This window comes from Pseudomonas sp. Fl5BN2 (genome assembly GCF_009908205.1).
Lineage (GTDB): Bacteria > Pseudomonadota > Gammaproteobacteria > Pseudomonadales > Pseudomonadaceae > Aquipseudomonas.
The window spans coordinates 80,172-97,513 of the sequence record NZ_JAAARL010000014.1; the positions used below are offsets into that span (position 1 = coordinate 80,172).

At 64.2% G+C, this 17,342-nt stretch carries 13 protein-coding genes and 2 riboswitches; of the genes, 4 read left to right on the plus strand and 9 right to left on the minus strand.

The genetic code is table 11. From position 1 onward, the window contains the following. Window positions 1-5 precede the first annotated feature (5 nt). The 7 genes from GV819_RS20075 to cobW form a co-directional block, all read right to left on the minus strand. A complete protein-coding gene (locus GV819_RS20075) occupies window positions 6-737 on the minus strand; it encodes a DUF2182 domain-containing protein (protein ID WP_161757787.1) in 732 nt (243 codons plus the stop codon). A gap of 5 nt (window positions 738-742) precedes the next feature. Further along, entirely contained in the window at window positions 743-2,320 is a 1,578-nt protein-coding gene (locus GV819_RS20080) for a tyrosinase family protein (protein ID WP_161757788.1), read from the minus strand. A 133-nt stretch (window positions 2,321-2,453) separates the two neighbouring features. Next, window positions 2,454-4,100, minus strand: coding sequence for a phospholipase D-like domain-containing protein (locus tag GV819_RS20085; protein ID WP_161757789.1), 1,647 nt, complete (start codon window positions 4,098-4,100; stop codon window positions 2,454-2,456). Window positions 4,101-4,281: 181 nt separating this feature from the next. Next, complete coding sequence (locus GV819_RS20090) at window positions 4,282-4,890, minus strand: vWA domain-containing protein (protein WP_161757900.1); 609 nt, start codon at window positions 4,888-4,890, stop codon at window positions 4,282-4,284. A 53-nt stretch (window positions 4,891-4,943) separates the two neighbouring features. After that, window positions 4,944-5,951 carry an ATP-binding protein gene (locus GV819_RS20095; RefSeq protein WP_161757790.1) on the minus strand — a complete coding sequence of 336 codons (1,008 nt, stop codon included), beginning with the start codon at window positions 5,949-5,951 and terminating at the stop codon, window positions 4,944-4,946. Between the two features lie 132 nt (window positions 5,952-6,083). Beyond that, window positions 6,084-9,857 carry a cobaltochelatase subunit CobN gene (cobN, locus tag GV819_RS20100; protein ID WP_161757791.1) on the minus strand — a complete coding sequence of 1,258 codons (3,774 nt, stop codon included), beginning with the start codon at window positions 9,855-9,857 and terminating at the stop codon, window positions 6,084-6,086. 3 nt (window positions 9,858-9,860) lie between these two features. Beyond that, entirely contained in the window at window positions 9,861-10,931 is a 1,071-nt protein-coding gene (cobW, locus tag GV819_RS20105) for a cobalamin biosynthesis protein CobW (RefSeq protein ID WP_161757792.1), read from the minus strand. A gap of 97 nt (window positions 10,932-11,028) precedes the next feature. After that, window positions 11,029-11,253: riboswitch (cobalamin riboswitch) on the minus strand. Window positions 11,254-11,444: 191 nt separating this feature from the next. Next, a riboswitch (cobalamin riboswitch) is annotated at window positions 11,445-11,667 on the plus strand. Between the two features lie 97 nt (window positions 11,668-11,764). On the opposite strand from cobW, the gene GV819_RS20110 reads away from it, so the two are divergent. From GV819_RS20110 to cobM, 4 genes are all read left to right on the plus strand, one after another. After that, the gene (locus GV819_RS20110; protein WP_161757793.1) at window positions 11,765-11,956 is read left to right on the plus strand and encodes a CbtB domain-containing protein; all 192 of its coding nucleotides are present in this window, start codon (window positions 11,765-11,767) and stop codon (window positions 11,954-11,956) included. Between the two features lie 11 nt (window positions 11,957-11,967). Beyond that, window positions 11,968-12,669, plus strand: a complete 702-nt coding sequence (locus GV819_RS20115; RefSeq protein ID WP_161757794.1) for a CbtA family protein — start codon at window positions 11,968-11,970, stop codon at window positions 12,667-12,669. Then, on the plus strand, window positions 12,666-13,082 hold the full coding sequence (locus GV819_RS20120; protein WP_161757795.1) for a cobalamin biosynthesis protein: 417 nt from the start codon (window positions 12,666-12,668) through the stop codon (window positions 13,080-13,082). The genes GV819_RS20115 and GV819_RS20120 overlap by 4 nt, the downstream gene beginning before the upstream one ends. A gap of 82 nt (window positions 13,083-13,164) precedes the next feature. Continuing rightward, window positions 13,165-13,911: a precorrin-4 C(11)-methyltransferase gene (gene cobM / locus GV819_RS20125; RefSeq protein ID WP_161757796.1), complete on the plus strand. Its 747-nt coding sequence runs from the start codon at window positions 13,165-13,167 to the stop codon at window positions 13,909-13,911. Between the two features lie 284 nt (window positions 13,912-14,195). Here the strand turns inward: cobM and nfuA are convergent, their stop codons facing one another. Together nfuA and GV819_RS20135 are read right to left on the minus strand one after the other, a co-directional pair. After that, the gene (gene nfuA / locus GV819_RS20130; protein WP_161757797.1) at window positions 14,196-14,780 is read right to left on the minus strand and encodes a Fe-S biogenesis protein NfuA; all 585 of its coding nucleotides are present in this window, start codon (window positions 14,778-14,780) and stop codon (window positions 14,196-14,198) included. Window positions 14,781-14,923: 143 nt separating this feature from the next. After that, the gene (locus tag GV819_RS20135; RefSeq protein ID WP_161757798.1) at window positions 14,924-17,215 is read right to left on the minus strand and encodes a fatty acid cis/trans isomerase; all 2,292 of its coding nucleotides are present in this window, start codon (window positions 17,213-17,215) and stop codon (window positions 14,924-14,926) included. Between the last annotated feature and the right edge of the window lie 127 nt (window positions 17,216-17,342).

A 17,342-nucleotide genomic window follows, 5' to 3' on the forward strand; every position in this document is an offset into this window, starting at 1 on the left:
GACGCTCAGGAACGCCAGCGCACTGCCAGCGGCCAGTACCAGCGTACTGGTCGCGCCTGTAGCAGGCGTTCGTACAGCATCCACACCATGCACAGCAGCATCAGCACCACATGCCCCTGCTGCGCCAGCATCGGCAACAGCATCAGGGGCCAGCAAGAACCCACGCACCAACCTCCGGTGGATACCCCAAAGCCCAGGCAGTCACCAATGAAGTCCATGCCAAAAGCCGAGATCCGCGGTTGACGATGACACTGGTTAAGGCAGTGCTGCTTGACCGGCGAGGCCTGCCACAACAGGCTCAAGATCACCGCACCGGTCACGCTCTGAGTGGCCGACAGACCGAGCCAGACCTGTGCGCCCACCACCAGGCTCATCAGCAACAGCCCGACCAAGGTCCAGACGGCGACAAAGCCCAATACAAACAACAGCACTGCCTGCCAGCGCCGGCGCCGCAGGCTGCGCTGGCAGATGTACACCAGTGGCCGCACCAGCAACAGCGGAGTCATCGCCAACAGCATCAGGAGCCAAGCCAACAACAGTTGCCCCGGTGGATTGAACAGCAGCGCCTGCTCGATCCCTTGCCATCCCAGAGCGTACCCGGCCAATGGCAAGCTGCCGCAGAACGCCGGGATCGAGAGCATCGCGCTCGATCCCAGCAACCACCCCCAGCCGGTCAGGCTGGCCAGCAGCAACCAGGGGACCACACCGCGCCCCAGCAGCTGCAGGTAGGTGCCCATGACTTTCAGCCTCCCAACCGAGTGATGCTGACCCGTGACACCGTCACCTGATCCTCTGGGCGAACCGGCGTCTTGGAGATGAAACGGATATTCAGCTGATCCGCAGAGGTGATTCCGTTCAAGTGCAAGGTATCGATGATGTCGGTGATTTCGAACACTTCGGTGATGCCGTGACCACCGTGATCATCATCCGCGCGGCTGGCCTGGCACAGGCCGAACAACGACAGCACGCCTGCACGCAGTTCCGGATGCAGGGCCGGATCGGCACCTGGCGGCAAATTGATGTAAACCTGCAGCACGATCGAATCACGTTTACCGCGGATGTTTTCCAGATTGAGGAACACCCGGTCCGGCGGCGTCAGGTTGGCGACAAGCAGGTTCGACTTCAAGCTGTTGAAAACCTTCTGTGAGCTGCTCTTGTCCAGTACCACGCTGGTCTGTACCGAATTGCCAACGAGATCGAGGGGCGCGTGGTTGGCACCGATCAACTCACTGTTCTGGTCATTGCTCATCAGTAACCCCTGGCTGGAGAACTGCCGCACTTGATCCGCCGCCAGCCCCAAGCGCGTCAGGCGCCGCAGCAGCGGATGCACGACAGGTTGCTGCGCAGCGCTGGTGTCATAGCGATAGTCGAGTTGGGGCGCCAGGGTATCGAGCATTTGCGCCACCTTGAATTTCCACGGATGACCGCTGACGGTGGGTACGACAAAGTCCCTGTTCAAACCGGTCGGGCCGTTATACCAATCGGCTACATCTGGGTTCTGGTGATCTGCGCTGCTGTCCAGCCAGACCTGCCACAGACGATCGATATTGGCATGGTGCAACCAGAAGATCGGATCCAGGGCCGCCGTCTCCGGAAAACTCATCAGGCCCTGGGCCGGTTCTGTACCGGGAGGCACAGGAGTGACCTGATCCTCGCCGCCCACCTCGGTATGGACGATATTGTGCGGACGCGCCTCCAGGCCACCGCGAATGCCACTCTTATGCCCTGAAAATGTGCTGGGGGTGCCTCCAAATCCCGGCGGGTTGCCCATGTAACCGCCTTCAAACACCGCGTCCTCCAGGCACCCGAGCTGGATCAGGTCGGCAACCAGCACGACCTTGCCGTCGCCATCGGGACCATAGCGACGCTCGACATAGAGTGGGTTGGGGCCTCCTCCCTGGGGCAAGGTCCTGGCAGCAAAACAGGCTGGCAACTGCAAGGATTGCGGCCCCTCGTTGTAGTTCCAGTAAGGCAGTGCCCAATCCTGCGGGCCACCCAGCTTGACGATCGCGTCCCGGACAATTTTCTCGAAGGAGACAACGTAGCCGCGATGCCAGGGCACAAAGAACCAGTTGGAATGTTGGCACTGCTTCCAATACAGCTTGCGCTCGACATAACTGGGCAGCTTTTCGCCTTTCTTCAGGTAACCGGCATCTCTCCACATCTGCTCGTTGAAACCGTGGATCGCCGCGAGAAATCGCCAACTGGTGGGATCGGTAATCGGTCGTTGCTGCAACACCCCGACTGCCTTGGCGTACCACAGCAAGGTGTCGTCCCAATCGCCGGTTAACTTCCAGACATCACGCCGAACATGAACCATGGCCTATCTCCCTGATAAAACCGCGTTACGGAGGAAGCATTTCCTCCGCTGGCAACGCTAGATCAGGTGATATCAATCTGCCTGTTGCGCCCCAATAAAAGCGGACCGGCGGCAAGACTTTCAGCAGCACCATTCAGCGCCCGGAAAAGCGCAGGCGCGACAATTGGCGTAGATCCCCCTCGAGGTAGTAATCGTTGCTCCAACTGTCGTCCACCGCCAGCGGCTGCACCTGCTTCAAGGCCAGTTGCTTGGCGAAATAGCGGAACCGGTAGTGCTCGTAGAAACGCAGCAGTTCCAGGCCGTAGCGGTCCGCCAGATCAATATCGCCACGAATGATCAGGAAATTCTCGTCATTGCTCTGGCTGGCGCCGACGCTGAGGTTGTGGCTGCCGCTGATGATCACCGGAGCCTCGCTGGTGAAATCGGTGACGATGGCCTTGGTGTGCACCAACAGGTTGCCCTTCTGGCCCTTGAGCCCCTCCTTGAGCCAGCCTTCCAGGCCGTTGTTGAGCAAGGCGGTGGCGGCAAACTCGGCCGTGCGGTCGGCGTGGAAACCGGTGATGCGGCTGGCGGTGTTTTGCAGGCCATAGCGCAACACATCGTCATGAGGCTGGCCGAGCAAGGCATTGAGAATGCTGTCGGGCAAGGCAAAGGCAGTGACGAACAGCAGGTCGCGACGGGCACCGTTGATGATCTCGACAAATTCGCTGAGATCGCCCTGGCCGCTGCGCGGGGAGAACCCGGCGAACAACGCGACATCCGGCTGCATGGGGTTGTTTTGGGTCAGCCATTGGCGGGTGCTGCCCACATCCGTCGGGTTGGCCCAGACCTGCTCGAACACCTGCAGGTAGCGCGCGGCAAGCGCGGGATTGTCGAGGCTGTGGACTACGTTGGCCTGGCGGTAGACCCCATTGGCGGTGAAGTTGGTGCTGCCGCACAGCACCGCCGCAGGCTGGCGTTGGCCGCTGGCATCGAGGCGGCTGAGGACGATGAACTTGTCATGGAAGATCGCATGGGTCACCCGCCCGCGTTTATTGGCCTCGGGCAGGTGCTGCAGGCTGGCCTGGTTGAGGGTGGTGTCCGCGTCCCCGGGGGCGGCATGGTACAGCACCCGCACCTGGACGCCGCGATCGAAGGCGGCGTTGACCGCATCGATGATCGCCTGCAGCTGGTACTCGTAGATGGCAATGTCCAGGCTCCAACTGGCGTCCGTGGCGCGCTGGATAAACCCCAGCAGTTGCTCCAACAAGCCGTTTTCCAGCCACTGCCGGGGCGCCTCCGGCCAGGACTCGATAGGCAGGTCCTTGTTGGCACTGAGCAACGCGTCCAGCTCGGGAAACTTGCGCGAGAACGCCTGGCTGGCGGCCACCGCGCGATTGAAGATCACGTGCTGCCCAACCGGCAGTCCGTTGTCGGTGGTGATGCTCAGTTGCAACGACTCGGTCAGTTGCGGCGCATCGCTGCTGCCATAGACCAGGTGCACCCGATAGTTGAGGGTGGTGCCGGGGTCAACCGCGTAGTCGGCCCAGCGAAACTTCTGCAACGGCGCCAGATCGCTGGGGGTGGCGTTGTACTGGGGAAAGGTGTGGGCCTTGCCAGGGAAGGTCAGGCTGTTGAACAGAAACAACCAGGGCTTGCTGTCGACCTGCTTCTCGATGGCAAACCCCAGCAGGCCCTGGCGCCGGCTGGCATCCAGGTCCATGGCCAGCAGTACGCCGTTGGTCCCGGCATAGGCCTTGACCCGGAAATCGTCCTTGTCGTTACGCACCAGTACGCGCATGAAGTCACTCCTGTGAAAGACAGCGCAAAGCGTAGTCGCTTCCCGCCCCGGCATGCCAAGGCAAATCCCTGTAGGAGCCGGCTTGCCGGCGAAGAGGCCCTTGAGACTTGCACCGCCAGGCCGGACGCTTTCGCTGGCAAGCCAGCTCCTACGGGGGATCTGCGGTGTGTCGGGGAGGTAGTCAGGGCGTATGGACGTCGAGGTGCTGGTAGGCGGCGTTGAGGAGAATCGCCAGTTCCCGGGCGCGGCCCAGGCGGATCGGCCCGCGCTCGATATCGATCAACAAGGTCGGAGCGCTCAGCGCCGCCAGGGCTGGCAGGGTTTTCAAGCGGCCATCGGTGATCAGCAACACCCGCTGCTGCTCGGCCGGCAGGCGTCGTTGGCGCTGTTCCAGCCACTGCGCCGCCTCATTCAGGGCCTGTGGCAGCGGCGTGCCACCGCCGGCACCAAGGCCGTCGAGCCAGTGCCGCAGGTCCTTGGAAGCCTTCAGGCCTTGCACTTGCCAGTGCGGCGCGCGACCACTGGCGGTGAGCAGGGCCAGACGCGCACGCTGGCGGTATGCATCATCGAACAGTTGCGCCAGCAGACCCTTGGCGTCGCTCAGGGCGCTGTGCCGGCGGGTCGAGGCCGAGGCGTCGACGATCACCAGCCACAGCTCATGAGGGGCGCGACTGCGCAGGTGAAACAGCAAGTCTTCGCGCTGCCGTGGCCGGCCATTGAGCAAGGTACCTGGCCAGTTGATCCGGCCTTGGCGTGCTGCACGGCTTTTGCCTTGTCTACCGTGATCCAGCTGCCCCGCCCGGGGCTTGGCATCCACCCCCGCGGCTGCTCGGGGGCGAATGCCTAAGGCTTTTTTGGCCAGCTGGGCACTTCACGGCGGGCACCGATGGGCAGGGCCTGGGCCGGCATCTCGCCCCACTGGCCCTGGCCTTCTCCCGGGTTGGCGTTCGACGAGACTGGCGCCTGCGGGCTCTGCCCCGACGATGGGGCGCTGGGCGGCGTCTCGCGACGGCGATGGCGCAAGGCGAATTCGGCCACCGCCTCGATATCTTCCTCGGCAATGGCCACTGCCCCACGCCAGGCGGCATGGGCTCGGGCAGCACGCAACCAAACCAGGTCGGCACGCAGACCGTCGACTCCGGCGGCGAAGCAGCGCTCGGTGATCAGGGCCAGGCTCTGATCGTCCAGCGGGATATGTACCAGGGCGCCACGTGCCTGCTGGCAACGCTCACGCAGCGCAGCCTGGGCGTCGGCCCACTGAGCGCAGAACCCTTCAGGGTCGCTGTCGAAATCCAGGCGCCGGCGGATGATCTGCCCACGTTCCACAGGGGCCGTCTGACCACTGAGGGCGACGTTGAGGCCGAAGCGGTCCAGCAGCTGCGGACGCAGTTCACCCTCTTCCGGGTTCATGGTGCCGATCAGTACGAATTTCGCCGAGTGGCGGTGGGAAATGCCGTCGCGCTCAATCAGGTTGGTGCCGCTGGCGGCCACGTCCAGCAGCAGGTCCACCAAGTGATCCGGCAGCAGGTTGACCTCATCGACGTAGAGCACGCCGCCGTCGGCTTTGGCCAGTACCCCCGGGGAGAACTGCGCCCGGCCCTCGCCCAGGGCGGCATCCAGATCCAGGGTGCCGACCAGGCGCTCTTCCGTGGCGCCCAGGGGCAAGGTGACAAACTGCCCGCTGGCCAGCAAGTCCGCCAGGCCCCGGGCCAGGGTCGACTTGGCCATGCCACGCGGGCCTTCGATCAGCACGCCGCCGATCTTCGGATCGATGGCCGTCAGGCACAGGGCCAGTTTCAAGGCATCGGCGCCGACCACGGCGGACAGCGGGAAATGTGGGGTGTCGCTCATGTCGGGGTCTCGCTTGGGTCGGGTCGGGGGTGTCCGGGAGGACGTTTTCGCGAGCAAGCTCGCTCCTACAACAGCAATGCCGGCCCTGTAGGAGCGAGCTGGCTAGCGATCGTGTGCGCAGCACTCGCCGCCTCAGGAATCTTCTTCAATATCCAGCAACAGGTTTTCCAGAGCTTCGCGGTAGTCGCCAGGCTCCTGCCACAGACCACGCTGCTGGGCCTCCAGCAAGCGCTCGGTCATGTCCCGCAAGGCGTGGGGATTATGCTGGCGGACGAACTCGCGGGTCGAGTCGTCCAGCAGATAAGCATCCGCCAGCAAGGCGTACTGGTGATCATCGATCAGCTCGGTGGTGGCGTCGAAGGCGAACAGGTTGTCCAGGGTCGCGGCCATTTCGAAGGCGCCCTTGTAGCCGTGGCGCTTGACCCCTTCGATCCACTTCGGATTGGCCGCCCGGGAACGGATCACCCGGTTCAACTCCTCCTTGAGGCTGCGAATCTTCGGCAGGTCAGGCTGGCTGTGATCGCCATGGTAGCTGGCGGCCTTGGCGCCGCTGAGGCTTTCCACCGCCGCCAGCATGCCGCCCTGGAATTGGTAGTAGTCGTTGGAATCCAGCAGGTCGTGTTCGCGGTTGTCCTGGTTCTGCAGCACCGCCTGCACCTGGCTCAGGCGCGTGGCGAACTGCTCGCGGGCGGCGGTGCCTTCGTCGCTGCCGCCATAGGCGTAGCCGCCCCAGTTGAGGTAGATCTCGGCCAGGTCTTCACGGCTCTGCCACAGGCGGCCGTCAATCGCGCCCTGGACCCCGGCGCCATAGGCACCGGGCTTGGCGCCGAAGATTCGCCAGCCGGCCTGACGGCCCGCGGCTTCTGGGTCCAGACCGGAGGCGATCAGGGTTTCACGCTCGGCGCGGACCCGAGCGGCCAGAGGGTTGAGTTCCTCGGGTTCGTCCAGGGCCGCGACTGCCTGCACTGCCGCATCGAACAGGCGGATCAGGTTGGCGAAGGCGTCGCGAAAGAATCCGGAGACCCGCAGGGTCACGTCGACCCGGGGCCGGTCCAGCAGGCTCAGGGGCAGAATCTCGAAATCATCCACGCGCTGGCTGCCGGTGGCCCAGACCGGGCGCACGCCCATCAGCGCCATGGCCTGGGCGATGTCGTCGCCGCCCGTGCGCATGGTGGCAGTGCCCCAGACCGACAGGCCCAGCTGCAGCAGGTGATCGCCGTGGTCCTGCAGGTGGCGCTCGAGAATCAGGCTGGCCGACTGGAAGCCGATGCGCCAGGCGGTGGTGGTGGGCAGGTTGCGCACATCCACCGAGTAGAAGTTGCGCCCGGTGGGCAGCACGTCCAGGCGCCCACGGCTCGGTGCGCCGCTGGGGCCGGCGGGGACGAAACGCCCGCTCAGGGCGTCCAGCAGACCGCGCATCTCCGCCGGGCCGCAGGCGTCCAGGCGCGGCGCCACGACTTCGCGCAACGCGTCGATGATGATTTGCACCGGCTCCCAGCCAGGTTCGTCCAGTTGCACTACCGGGCCCTGGAGCGCCGTCTCGATCAACTGCGCGGCGTACAGTTCCAGGCGTTCACGCACGTCGCCGGCAGTGCGCCACAGGGCATCGCTGAGCGCTTGCAACGGCAGCGGACGGCGTCCGGTCCAGGGTTCGGCGAGAGCACAGTCCAGGGGATCGAAGCCCAGCTCGAAAGCCTTGGCCAGGGCCCGCAACAGGCTTGCATGCTGGCCCTTGCCATCGCCCCGGGGAATCCGCAGCAAGGCCAGCAAGGTGTCGATGCGCAAGCGCTCAGTGGGGGATTCGCCGAACACATGCAGGCCATCGCGGATCTGCGATTCCTTGAGGTCGCACAGGTAGGTGTCCAGGCGCGGCAGCCAGATGGCTGCGTCGGCGTCGCTGTCGAGTTGCTCGTCGAGCTGCAACTCGCGGTCGATATGGGTCTCGCGCACCAGTTGCAGGATGTCCCGCTGCAGCTCCCGGGCACGCCGTGGGTCAAGCAGCTGGGCTTCGTAGTATTCGTCCGCCAACAGCTCCAGGTTGCGCAACGGGCCGTAGGTTTCGGCCCGGGTCAACGGCGGCATCAAGTGGTCGATGATCACCGCCTGGGTCCGACGCTTGGCCTGGGCGCCCTCCCCCGGATCGTTGACGATGAACGGGTAGACATTCGGCAGCGGGCCCAGCAGCGCATCCGGCCAGCAGGTTTGCGAAAGGCCGACGCCCTTGCCCGGCAGCCACTCCAGATTGCCGTGCTTGCCAACGTGGATCAGCCCGTGGGCGCCGTAGGTCTGGCGCAGCCAGAAGTAGAACGCCAGGTAAGCGTGGGGCGGCACCAGGTCCGGGTCGTGGTAGACCGCGCTGGGGTCCACCTGGTAGCCCCGGGCCGGCTGGATGCCGACGAAGGTCAGGCCAAAACGCAGCCCGGCGATCATCATCCGTCCATTGCGGAACATCGGGTCCTGCTGCGGCGCGCCCCAGCGCTCCAGCACCGCCTGTCGGTTGGCCTCGGGCAGCGCCTGGAACATTGCCTGATAGGCGTCCAGTGCCAGGCTTTGCTGGCACGGGCGCTGATCGAGGCTGTCCAGGTCGTTGCTGACGCCACCGAGCAATTGCTGAATCAGCTCGGTGCCGCTGCCGGGCAGCTCGTCCGGCAGCGGGTAACCCTCGGCGTGCAGGGCCTTGAGGATATTCAGCGCGGCCGCTGGAGTATCCAGGCCGACGCCGTTGCCGATCCGCCCGTCCCGGGTCGGGTAGTTGGCCAAGATCAGGGCGATGCGCTTTTGCCCGTTGTCCAGGCGCCCCAGCTCGACCCAGCGACGGGCTAGTTGGGCGACGAAATCCATGCGCTCGGGCTGGCCCCGATAGCAGACCACATCCGACTGACTGCGCTCGCTGCGCCAGGCCAGGTCCTTGAAGCTGATGGGCCGGCTGATGATCCGTCCGTCCAGTTCCGGCAAGGCGATGTGCATGGCCAGGTCCCGCGGGCCCAGGCCCTGCTCGCTGTCACGCCAGCCCGGCTCGTTATCCTGAGCGCAGATGGCCTGGATCACCGGGATATTGCGCCGGAACGGCCGCAGGTGCGGGGCTTCGGGGCTGGACTGGGCAAAGCCGGTGGTGTTGAGGATCACCCCGGCAGCGGCTTGATCCAGCCACTCCTCGACCTGGCTCAGGCAGCCCGCTTCCTTGAGGCTGGCCACGGCCAGCGGCAAAGGGTTGAGTCCCGCCGCCTGCAAGCGCTGGCAGAACAGGTCGATGAAGCCGGTGTTGGCCGCTTGCAGGTGCGAGCGGTAGAACAGCACCGCCGCCACCGCGTGTCCGGGCTGCCAATCGGCTTGCCAGTCGTCCAGGGTGGCGTGGCTCTTGTGCGGGTGGTAGATCGCCGTGCGTGGCAGGCTTTGCGGCTCGCTCCAGGAGTAGTCGCGCCCCGGCAGGCCGCTGGCCAGGCAACGGTAGAAATTCAAGGCATTGTCGCGCCCGCCCTGGCGCAGGTAATGCCAGAGGCGGTCACGCTCAATGGCCGGCACCGTGCTCAGGTCGCTGAGTTCCGGGTCCGGGCGGTCGTCTCCCGGCACCAGGATCAGTTGCACCCCGCGCTGGGACAGCGCCACCAACCGCTCGACGCCGTAGCGCCAATAGGCGATGCCGCCATGCAGGGAAATCAGGATGATCTTGGCGTGCTGCAGCACCTGCTCGACATACAGGTCCACCGAGGCGTGGTTCTGCACCTGCATCGGGTTGGCCAGGCGGAAACTGGGGAAATCCTCGGGCAGCTGCTCGGCGGCGTCCGCCAGCAGCGCCAGACTGGAATCGCCACTGCAGAGGATCACCAGCTCGGCGGGGGTTTGGCCAAGGTCGGCAATGTTGTCATCCGAGACGAATCCGCCGGGCTGGGTCCTGAGCAGGTGCATGGCTTAGACGCTAAGGGCAGCGCGCAGTTGCGCTTCCAGCTGGACGGCATCCAGTTCCTGGCCGATCAGCACCAGGCGCGTGGTCCGGGCTTCGTCGGCACCCCACTTGCGATCGAAGTGCTTGTCGAAACGCGTGCCCACACCCTGGATCAGCAAGCGCATCGGCTTGTTGGGGATCGCGGCAAAACCTTTGACCCGGAGGATGCCGTGCTTGACCACCAGCTGGGTCAGGGCATCCAGCAGCAGGCTTTCGTCGGCCTGGGGCAGCTCGATGGAGATCGAGTCGAAGGCATCGTGATCGTGGTCGTCATGATCGTCGTCGCCATCATGGTGGTGATCGTGGTGGCTGTGGCGGCTGTCGATGTGCTCCTCGGAGCCAACACCCAGGCCCAACAACACATCCAGTGGCAGGCGGCCGCTGCTGGCTTCGATGACCTTGACCGCCGGCGGCAGCTCTTCAGCGACTTCCAGGCGCACCCGGGCCAGGTCTTCAGGATTGATCAGGTCGGTCTTGTTGAGGATCACCAGGTCGGCGCTGGACAGTTGGTCGGCGAACAGCTCATGCAGCGGCGACTCGTGGTCCAGGTTCGGGTCCAGCTTGCGCTGGGCATCCACTTGATCGGGGAAGGCGGCGAAGGTGCCAGCGGCCACGGCCGGGCTGTCGACCACGGTGATCACCGCGTCCACGGTGCAGGCACTGCGGATTTCCGGCCACTGGAAGGCTTGTACCAGGGGCTTGGGCAGGGCCAGGCCGGAGGTTTCGATGAGGATGTGGTCCAGATCGCCACGGCGCGCCACCAGTTCACGCATGACCGGGAAGAATTCTTCCTGCACGGTGCAGCACAGGCAACCGTTGGCCAGTTCGTAGACTCGGCCGCTGGCCTCTTCCTCGGTGCAACCGATGGCACACTGCTTGAGGATCTCGCCGTCGATGCCCAGCTCGCCGAACTCGTTGACGATCACCGCAATGCGCCGACCCTGGGCGTTGTCCAGCATGTGCCGCAGCAAGGTGGTCTTACCCGAACCAAGGAAGCCGGTGACGATGGTGACAGGAAGTTTGGCCAGTGTTTTCATCGGATGCCCCTTGGCAAAGGTGGCGGGCATACGGGACGAGGACCGCAGCATCGGGCGCGCGGAGAATTCGCCACCGGATCACCCCGCCCGGTTGTAGTGAGAATCTTGGGTCGAGGCAGGTCTCCTGGCTGAGGGTCTGCCGGTGCCAGTCCTTGGACTGGCGACCGACGCTTGCTGCGCCTTCCCGCAAGCGTCCAGAACGCCCATGCAGTGGCCTTGCAGCAATCAAACCCTTCACAGTTGCGGGGGCAGCCGCGGCATCGACCGCGTTCCCTTCTTAGCTTCGACCGCTGGCCGAAGAACCTCGAACGCGCAAGGCTACGCAGAGCGCGGGGGGCGGTCAATCGACAATGCACAGGCAAATACCCGCGGCCCTTGTGGGCCGGGGCATGGCAGGAGCCGACTGGCTGGCGTCGACAATCTCCCGGCGCCTTTGGCTGGCCAGCCAGTGTCTGCACCCGCGGCACAACTGAGAAAGACTGGCAATTGACGACGCTCCCCCGCCCATGATCTCCTACACAACTTGTTACGGGTGCCCTTTACAGGGTGAAACGGGAAACCGGTGAATCACGTGCTTTACTCCAAAGTCGTGACCAGTCCGGTGCTGCCCCCGCAACGGTAAGCGAGCGAAGTGTCAGATCCACTGTGCCCTGGGCATGGGAAGGCGACACTTGCAGGCAAGGCCCAGGCCCTGCCCCTCGCCAGCCCGGAGACCGGCCCGCGACACACAAATAACAAACCCGCGGTGGGCGGGCGCTGTTGCAAACCCTGCGTGGCTGTCACGCGGGGTTTTGCTGCGCAACTCCCCCGCTGACACTCCAAAGGGAAGCGCCATGTCGATCATCAGCAGCACCAGCAGCCATTCCGCCAGCAGCACCGCCACTCTGAGCCAGCGCCTGGTGGCCGCCATCGGGGCCTCGATTCTCGGTGCCTGCCTGGTGTATTTCGCCGGTTTCTCGCATATCGAAGCGGTGCACAACGCCGCTCACGATACCCGTCACAGCGCTGCTTTCCCTTGCCACTGAGACCTGCCGAAATGATCAAGCGTATTGCGCAAACCGCAGGTTTCACCGGGCTCCTGGCCGCCCTGCTGCTGACCCTGCTGCAAAGCTTCTGGGTCGCCCCGTTGATCCTGCAGGCGGAAACCTTTGAGAAGGCCCCAGCCGCCGAAGTCCATGAACACGCCGAAGGCGCCATGGCCGGCCACACCCACGATGCCCAAGCCTGGGAGCCGGAAGATGGCTGGCAGCGCGTGCTGTCCACCACCGGTGGCAACCTGGTGGTGGCCGTCGGCTTCGCCCTGATGCTCGCCGGCCTCTACACCCTGCGTGCGCCCAACCGCACATCCCAGGGGCTGCTCTGGGGCCTGGCCGGCTACGCGACCTTCTGCCTGGCGCCAACCCTGGGCCTGCCACCGGAGTTGCCAGGGACCGCCGCCGCCGATCTGGTGCAGCGCCAGGTCTGGTGGGTCGGCACTGCCGCGTCCACCGCCGCCGGTATCGCGCTGATCGTGTTTGCCCAGAACTGGCTGCTGAAGCTGTTGGGCGCGGCCATCATCGCCGTGCCTCACGTGATCGGTGCGCCCCAGCCTGAAGTGCACTCGATGCTCGCGCCAGAAGCCCTGGAGGCGCAGTTCAAGATCGCCTCGCAATTGACCAACGCCGCGTTCTGGCTGGCCCTGGGCCTGATCAGCGCCTGGTTGTTCCGGCGCAAGAACACGGATCAATACTCGGCATGATCGAGATGCGCGCAGCGCCGACCCTGCTGGTGGTCGGCCTGGGTTGCCAGAAAGGCTGCCCGGCGACCACGCTGCGCGCGCTGCTCGATCAGGTACTGCAGGCCCATCGCATCGACTCGCAGCAAGTCCTCGCCCTGGCCAGCATCGACCTGAAACAGGCCGAGCCCGGCCTGCTGGAACTGGCCGCACAGTTGGAACTGCCGCTGACCTGCTTCAGCAGCACGCAACTGGCACCTTATGCCCTGCGCCTGAGCCATCGTTCGCAGATCGCCTTCGAGCGTACCGGCTGCTACGGCGTTGCCGAAAGCGCAGCCCTGGCCCTGGCCGAACAACTGCATCCAGGCACGGCCAAACTGTTGATCCCCCGACAAAAATACGCCCAGGCCACCCTGGCATTGGCCGCTTGCCAGTAAAATCCCCGATAATCCCCGCCCTTGATCATGAGCAATCTTCATCTGAAGCCGTGCTCCCGCCCTTTTTTCACAGGACACAGCCATGACTGTCTATTTCATCGGTGCCGGTCCCGGCGATCCGGAACTGATCACCGTCAAGGGCCAGCGTCTGATCCATCGCTGCCCGGTGATCATCTATGCCGGCTCCCTGGTGCCCGAGGCGGTACTCGAAGGCCACTGTGCGCAGCGACTGATCAACAGCGCCGAACTGCACCTTGAACAGATCATCGAAGCGATCAAGGAGGCTCACGCCCAAGGCCAGGATGTGGCCCGGGTGCACTCCGGCGACCCAAGCCTGTACGGCGCCATCGGCGAGCAGATCCGTTACCTGCGGGAGCTGGACATTCCCTTCGAAGTCATTCCCGGGGTCACCGCCACCGCCGCCTGCGCCGCACTGCTGGGGGCCGAGCTGACATTGCCGGACGTGTCTCAGAGCGTGATTCTCACCCGCTATGCCGACAAGACCGCGATGCCCGCCGGCGAAGAATTCGCCAGCCTCGCAGCCCATGGAGCGACCATGGCGATTCATCTTGGGGTCAACCATCTGCAGAAGATCGTTGCCGAACTGCTGCCCCACTACGGCGCCGACTGCCCGATTGCGGTGGTGCACCGCGCTACCTGGCCCGACCAGGATTGGGTGCTGGGCACCCTCGCGGACATTGTCGAGAGGGTCGCCGCCAAGGGCTTCCGGCGTACGGCACTGATTCTGGTGGGCCGGGTCTTGGCCACCGATGCATTTAGCGAATCCTCCCTGTACCGCGCCGGGCATGCGCACCTCTATCGCCCCTGAGCCCACCTGACCTCCCGTAGGAGCTGGCTTGCCAGCGAAGGCGATCTCGATATTGGCGTACGTCTCAGGGGCCCTTTCGCCGGCAAGCCGGCTCCTACAGGGTTGGATGCCTTCCCGGTAACGCCCTGCAGGAGCTGGCTTGCTAGCGAACGCGTTCTCACCGGCAGCACAAGGCTCAAGGGCCCTTTCGCCGGCAAGCCGGCTCCTAGGCCGATTTGTTGGGCACAGCAGGCATAAAAAAACGGCGCTCACGGGGCGCCGTTTTTTATCTCGCAGCGAACGCCTTAGTAGTAGGCGTTTTCTTTCTGCGTGTGGTCGGTGACGTCGCGGACGCCCTTGAGCTCGGGAATACGCTCGAGCAGGGTGCGCTCGATGCCTTCCTTCAAGGTCACATCCGCCTGGCCGCAGCCCTGGCAACCGCCACCGAACTGCAGAACGGCAATGCCGTCCTCGACGACGTCGATCAGGCTGACCTGGCCGCCGTGGCTGGCCAGCCCCGGGTTGATCTCGGTTTGCAGGTAGTAGTTGATGCGCTCGTTGACCGGGCTGTCGGCGTTGACCATCGGCACTTTGGCGTTGGGCGCCTTGATGGTCAGCTGGCCGCCCATGCGGTCGGTGGCGTAGTCGACCACCGCGTCATCGAGAAAACCCTCACTGAAGGCATCGATGTAGGCGGTGAAGCTTTTCAGACCCAGGGCCTTGTCTTCGGGTTTTTCTTCGCCCGGCTTGCAATAGGCGATGCAGGTCTCGGCGTACTGAGTCCCTGGCTGGGTGATAAAAACGCGGATGCCAATCCCCGGGGTGTTCTGCTTGGATAGCAGATCAGCCAGATAATCGTGGGCGGCGTCGGTAATGGTTATGGCGCTCATGGTGGTTCCTCGCAGACGTGGGCGCAGTTTACGCCAATCGACGCCGCTGACAAAGTCCTAGTATTTTTGTCGGGATAGACCTTGGTATAGAGCGTCCCCGGGCCCTGCCGAGGCGCGGGCCGAGGACGGATAACGGCTCTATATCAAAGGTTCTCGTAACGGTTCATGTCCATGACCCCGGCTTCCACCGGGTCGGTTTCCTGCAAGTAGCGGGTCTGGTCGTGGAAGTACTGCCAAAACTGCGGATGACTGCGACGGATGCCCCAGCGCTCGACGATTTTCTCGAAGCTCGCCGGATCCCTGGCCTCTTGCATGGCCTGGACAAAATCCGGCACTTGCTCGGCCGGCACATTGAACATGAAGTTCGGGTAGCTGCTGAGGATGCCCGGGAAGATGGTCAGGGTGTCCAGGCCCGGCTGGTAACGCAGTGACTCGCCAAGCAGGAAGGCCACGTTACTGTGGGCGCGATTGCGCAGCATGCTGTAGAACTCGCGCTTGCCGCTCGCGGCCTGGACCCGCAGCACGGTCGCTTCCGGTAACTGCTCGATGACCTTGAGCCCCGCCGCCGGGCGCGAGGTCAGGCGGCTCAGGGCCTGTTCGGCATCCTGCAGCGCCGGGTCGATATTGGGCCGCGAGCAGTAGGCACCGGTACAGCGGTTGATCGGATCCGGCTTGGCGTTGAGGTCGCCATAGCGGGCCAGCAACTGATTGGCAAAGTCCCTCTTCGGGTCCTTGAGGTCGAGTTTCAGGGCGCTGCGCTTGTCGTCGTCGATGGACTCGTAATCCAGCCACATCTTGAACTTGCCGCTGTTCTGGTACCAATCGTCGAGGAAGTCTTCGCGGGTACCGGCCGGCATCAGGCGCAGGAAGTTCTGCTCCGCGCCGTTGCGGATCAGGTCGAAATACAAACGGGTCTGGGCCTGGTGGGAAACGTTGCCGAACACGTCGAAGTTCACCGCCAACTGATAGTAGGTGCGCTCCAGCAACGGGTAGTCGAACAGCCACATCGTCTGCGGCACTTCGCCGATCAGGCCCTTGGTCACCGAGGCGCTGTCGAAGTGGCGGAAGATACTCAGCAATGCGTTGTCGTTGCCGGCCCACAGGGACGACCAGCTGGGTGCCGGAGAGTCGGCATAGAAGTCGCGGCGCAGGGCCTCGTACTCATTGCGCTTGTCACGATAGGACAGCCACAGGCTGAGCACACTGCCGACATCATCGTTTTGCCCGGGCATCGCCAGCAACGGCGTGGCCTGGCCGCGATACGCCGGGTCGGTGATGTACAGGTCGTGCTCCGGCGCCTGGAACAGTGCCCAGAAGTTGTCACGAATCACATCGGTAGCGATCTGCCCGCGGCACACCGGGCCACGGATAAAGGTGCGCACGAAATACTCGGCGTTATCCAGCATGAACTGGTAGCGGGCCTTGGCCGGAATCGCCTCGAACGTCTCGAACGGGTTGGCCCGGCGCGCCGGCCCGTAGCCCGGCAAGGCGTTGACCTGCCAGTCGCCGCTGTAGAACAGGGTCTTGACCCGGGCCATCTTCGCCGCGCTCAGCGCATAGGTGATGTGGGTCTTGTGCACGATCACCCCTTGCACCGGCCACAGGCGGTAATACACCTGGGTGCCCGGGTCATCGTTGGGGCGCCGGGTGTTGATCAGGTCAATCGGCTGGCCGCTGGGGGTACGCGAACGCACCCACTGGAAGAAGTGCCCCGGCTCGCCGCCTTCAAAATAGATATGGGCGAGGAACAAATGCTCGAAGAGCCAGCGCGCCACCAGGCTTTCCCGGGCACCGGGAGCGTTGAGCAGGTTTTCCCACTGGGCCACTTGCAGGCTTTCCCGGGCACTGGGGGCCAGGGCCTGTTCGTCGATCGGCGCCCCCGAGGCCAACCAGCGTTGCAGGGTCTGGTACTGCTGGTCGGTAAGACCGGTCACGGCCAGGGGCATGCCTTCTTTCGGATGGGCGCTGGCGTAGCCATCGAATTCCGCCGGTTGTGCGCACATGTTCTCCCGGCTCAGGCCCAGGGCGATCTCACTCGGCAGCTTGGCGTTGGGCTGCAGCGGCGTGCGGTGCCCCAACTCGAGCATCCGCGCCATCAGCGCAGCCTGGCTACCCTGGGCATCGAGTACCGAATAGAAGTCCTTGTGCTGCCAGGCAGCCTTGCCGAAGGCGTCGTAGAACAACCGGGTCGGCGCCTGGGCTTTGCTGCGCTCGCCGTCGTAGACCGGGATCTTCGAAGCGCCGCGACCGGCACCCTCGCCGCTGCCCAGGTTGAGCTGACAGGCGGAGTCGTAGCAGGCATGACAGGCCACGCATTTCTCGGTGAAAATCGGCTGGATATCGCGGGTGTAGGAAATAGCCGGCGCCGGACCTTGGGCCATGCACAGTGAACTCAATAGCAGCAGCACGCTGCTGACGACAAAACGATACGGCATGTCCCTGTCCCGAAAGTAAAAAACGCCGCGATTCTACCGGTCTCGCCCGCCGACCAACATGAGCGATATTCATGCAAAACCCCCGCATGCTACAAAAGCATGCAGGTTTGCTATGATCCACGCCCTT

Bases quoted from the DNA above. Each gene is read 5' to 3' on its own strand.
- GV819_RS20095 (WP_161757790.1), bottom strand. From the start codon at position 5,951: ATGAGCGACACCCCACATTTCCCGCTGTCCGCCGTGGTCGGCGCCGAT.
- cobM (WP_161757796.1), top strand. From the start codon at position 13,165: ATGACTGTCTATTTCATCGGTGCCGGTCCCGGCGATCCGGAACTGATC.
- cobN (WP_161757791.1), bottom strand. From the start codon at position 9,857: ATGCACCTGCTCAGGACCCAGCCCGGCGGATTCGTCTCGGATGACAAC.
- GV819_RS20080 (WP_161757788.1), bottom strand. From the start codon at position 2,320: ATGGTTCATGTTCGGCGTGATGTCTGGAAGTTAACCGGCGATTGGGAC.
- nfuA (WP_161757797.1), bottom strand. From the start codon at position 14,780: ATGAGCGCCATAACCATTACCGACGCCGCCCACGATTATCTGGCTGAT.
- cobW (WP_161757792.1), bottom strand. From the start codon at position 10,931: ATGAAAACACTGGCCAAACTTCCTGTCACCATCGTCACCGGCTTCCTT.
- GV819_RS20120 (WP_161757795.1), top strand. From the start codon at position 12,666: ATGATCGAGATGCGCGCAGCGCCGACCCTGCTGGTGGTCGGCCTGGGT.
- GV819_RS20085 (WP_161757789.1), bottom strand. From the start codon at position 4,100: ATGCGCGTACTGGTGCGTAACGACAAGGACGATTTCCGGGTCAAGGCC.
- GV819_RS20075 (WP_161757787.1), bottom strand. From the start codon at position 737: ATGGGCACCTACCTGCAGCTGCTGGGGCGCGGTGTGGTCCCCTGGTTG.
- GV819_RS20115 (WP_161757794.1), top strand. From the start codon at position 11,968: ATGATCAAGCGTATTGCGCAAACCGCAGGTTTCACCGGGCTCCTGGCC.
- GV819_RS20135 (WP_161757798.1), bottom strand. From the start codon at position 17,215: ATGCCGTATCGTTTTGTCGTCAGCAGCGTGCTGCTGCTATTGAGTTCA.
- GV819_RS20110 (WP_161757793.1), top strand. From the start codon at position 11,765: ATGTCGATCATCAGCAGCACCAGCAGCCATTCCGCCAGCAGCACCGCC.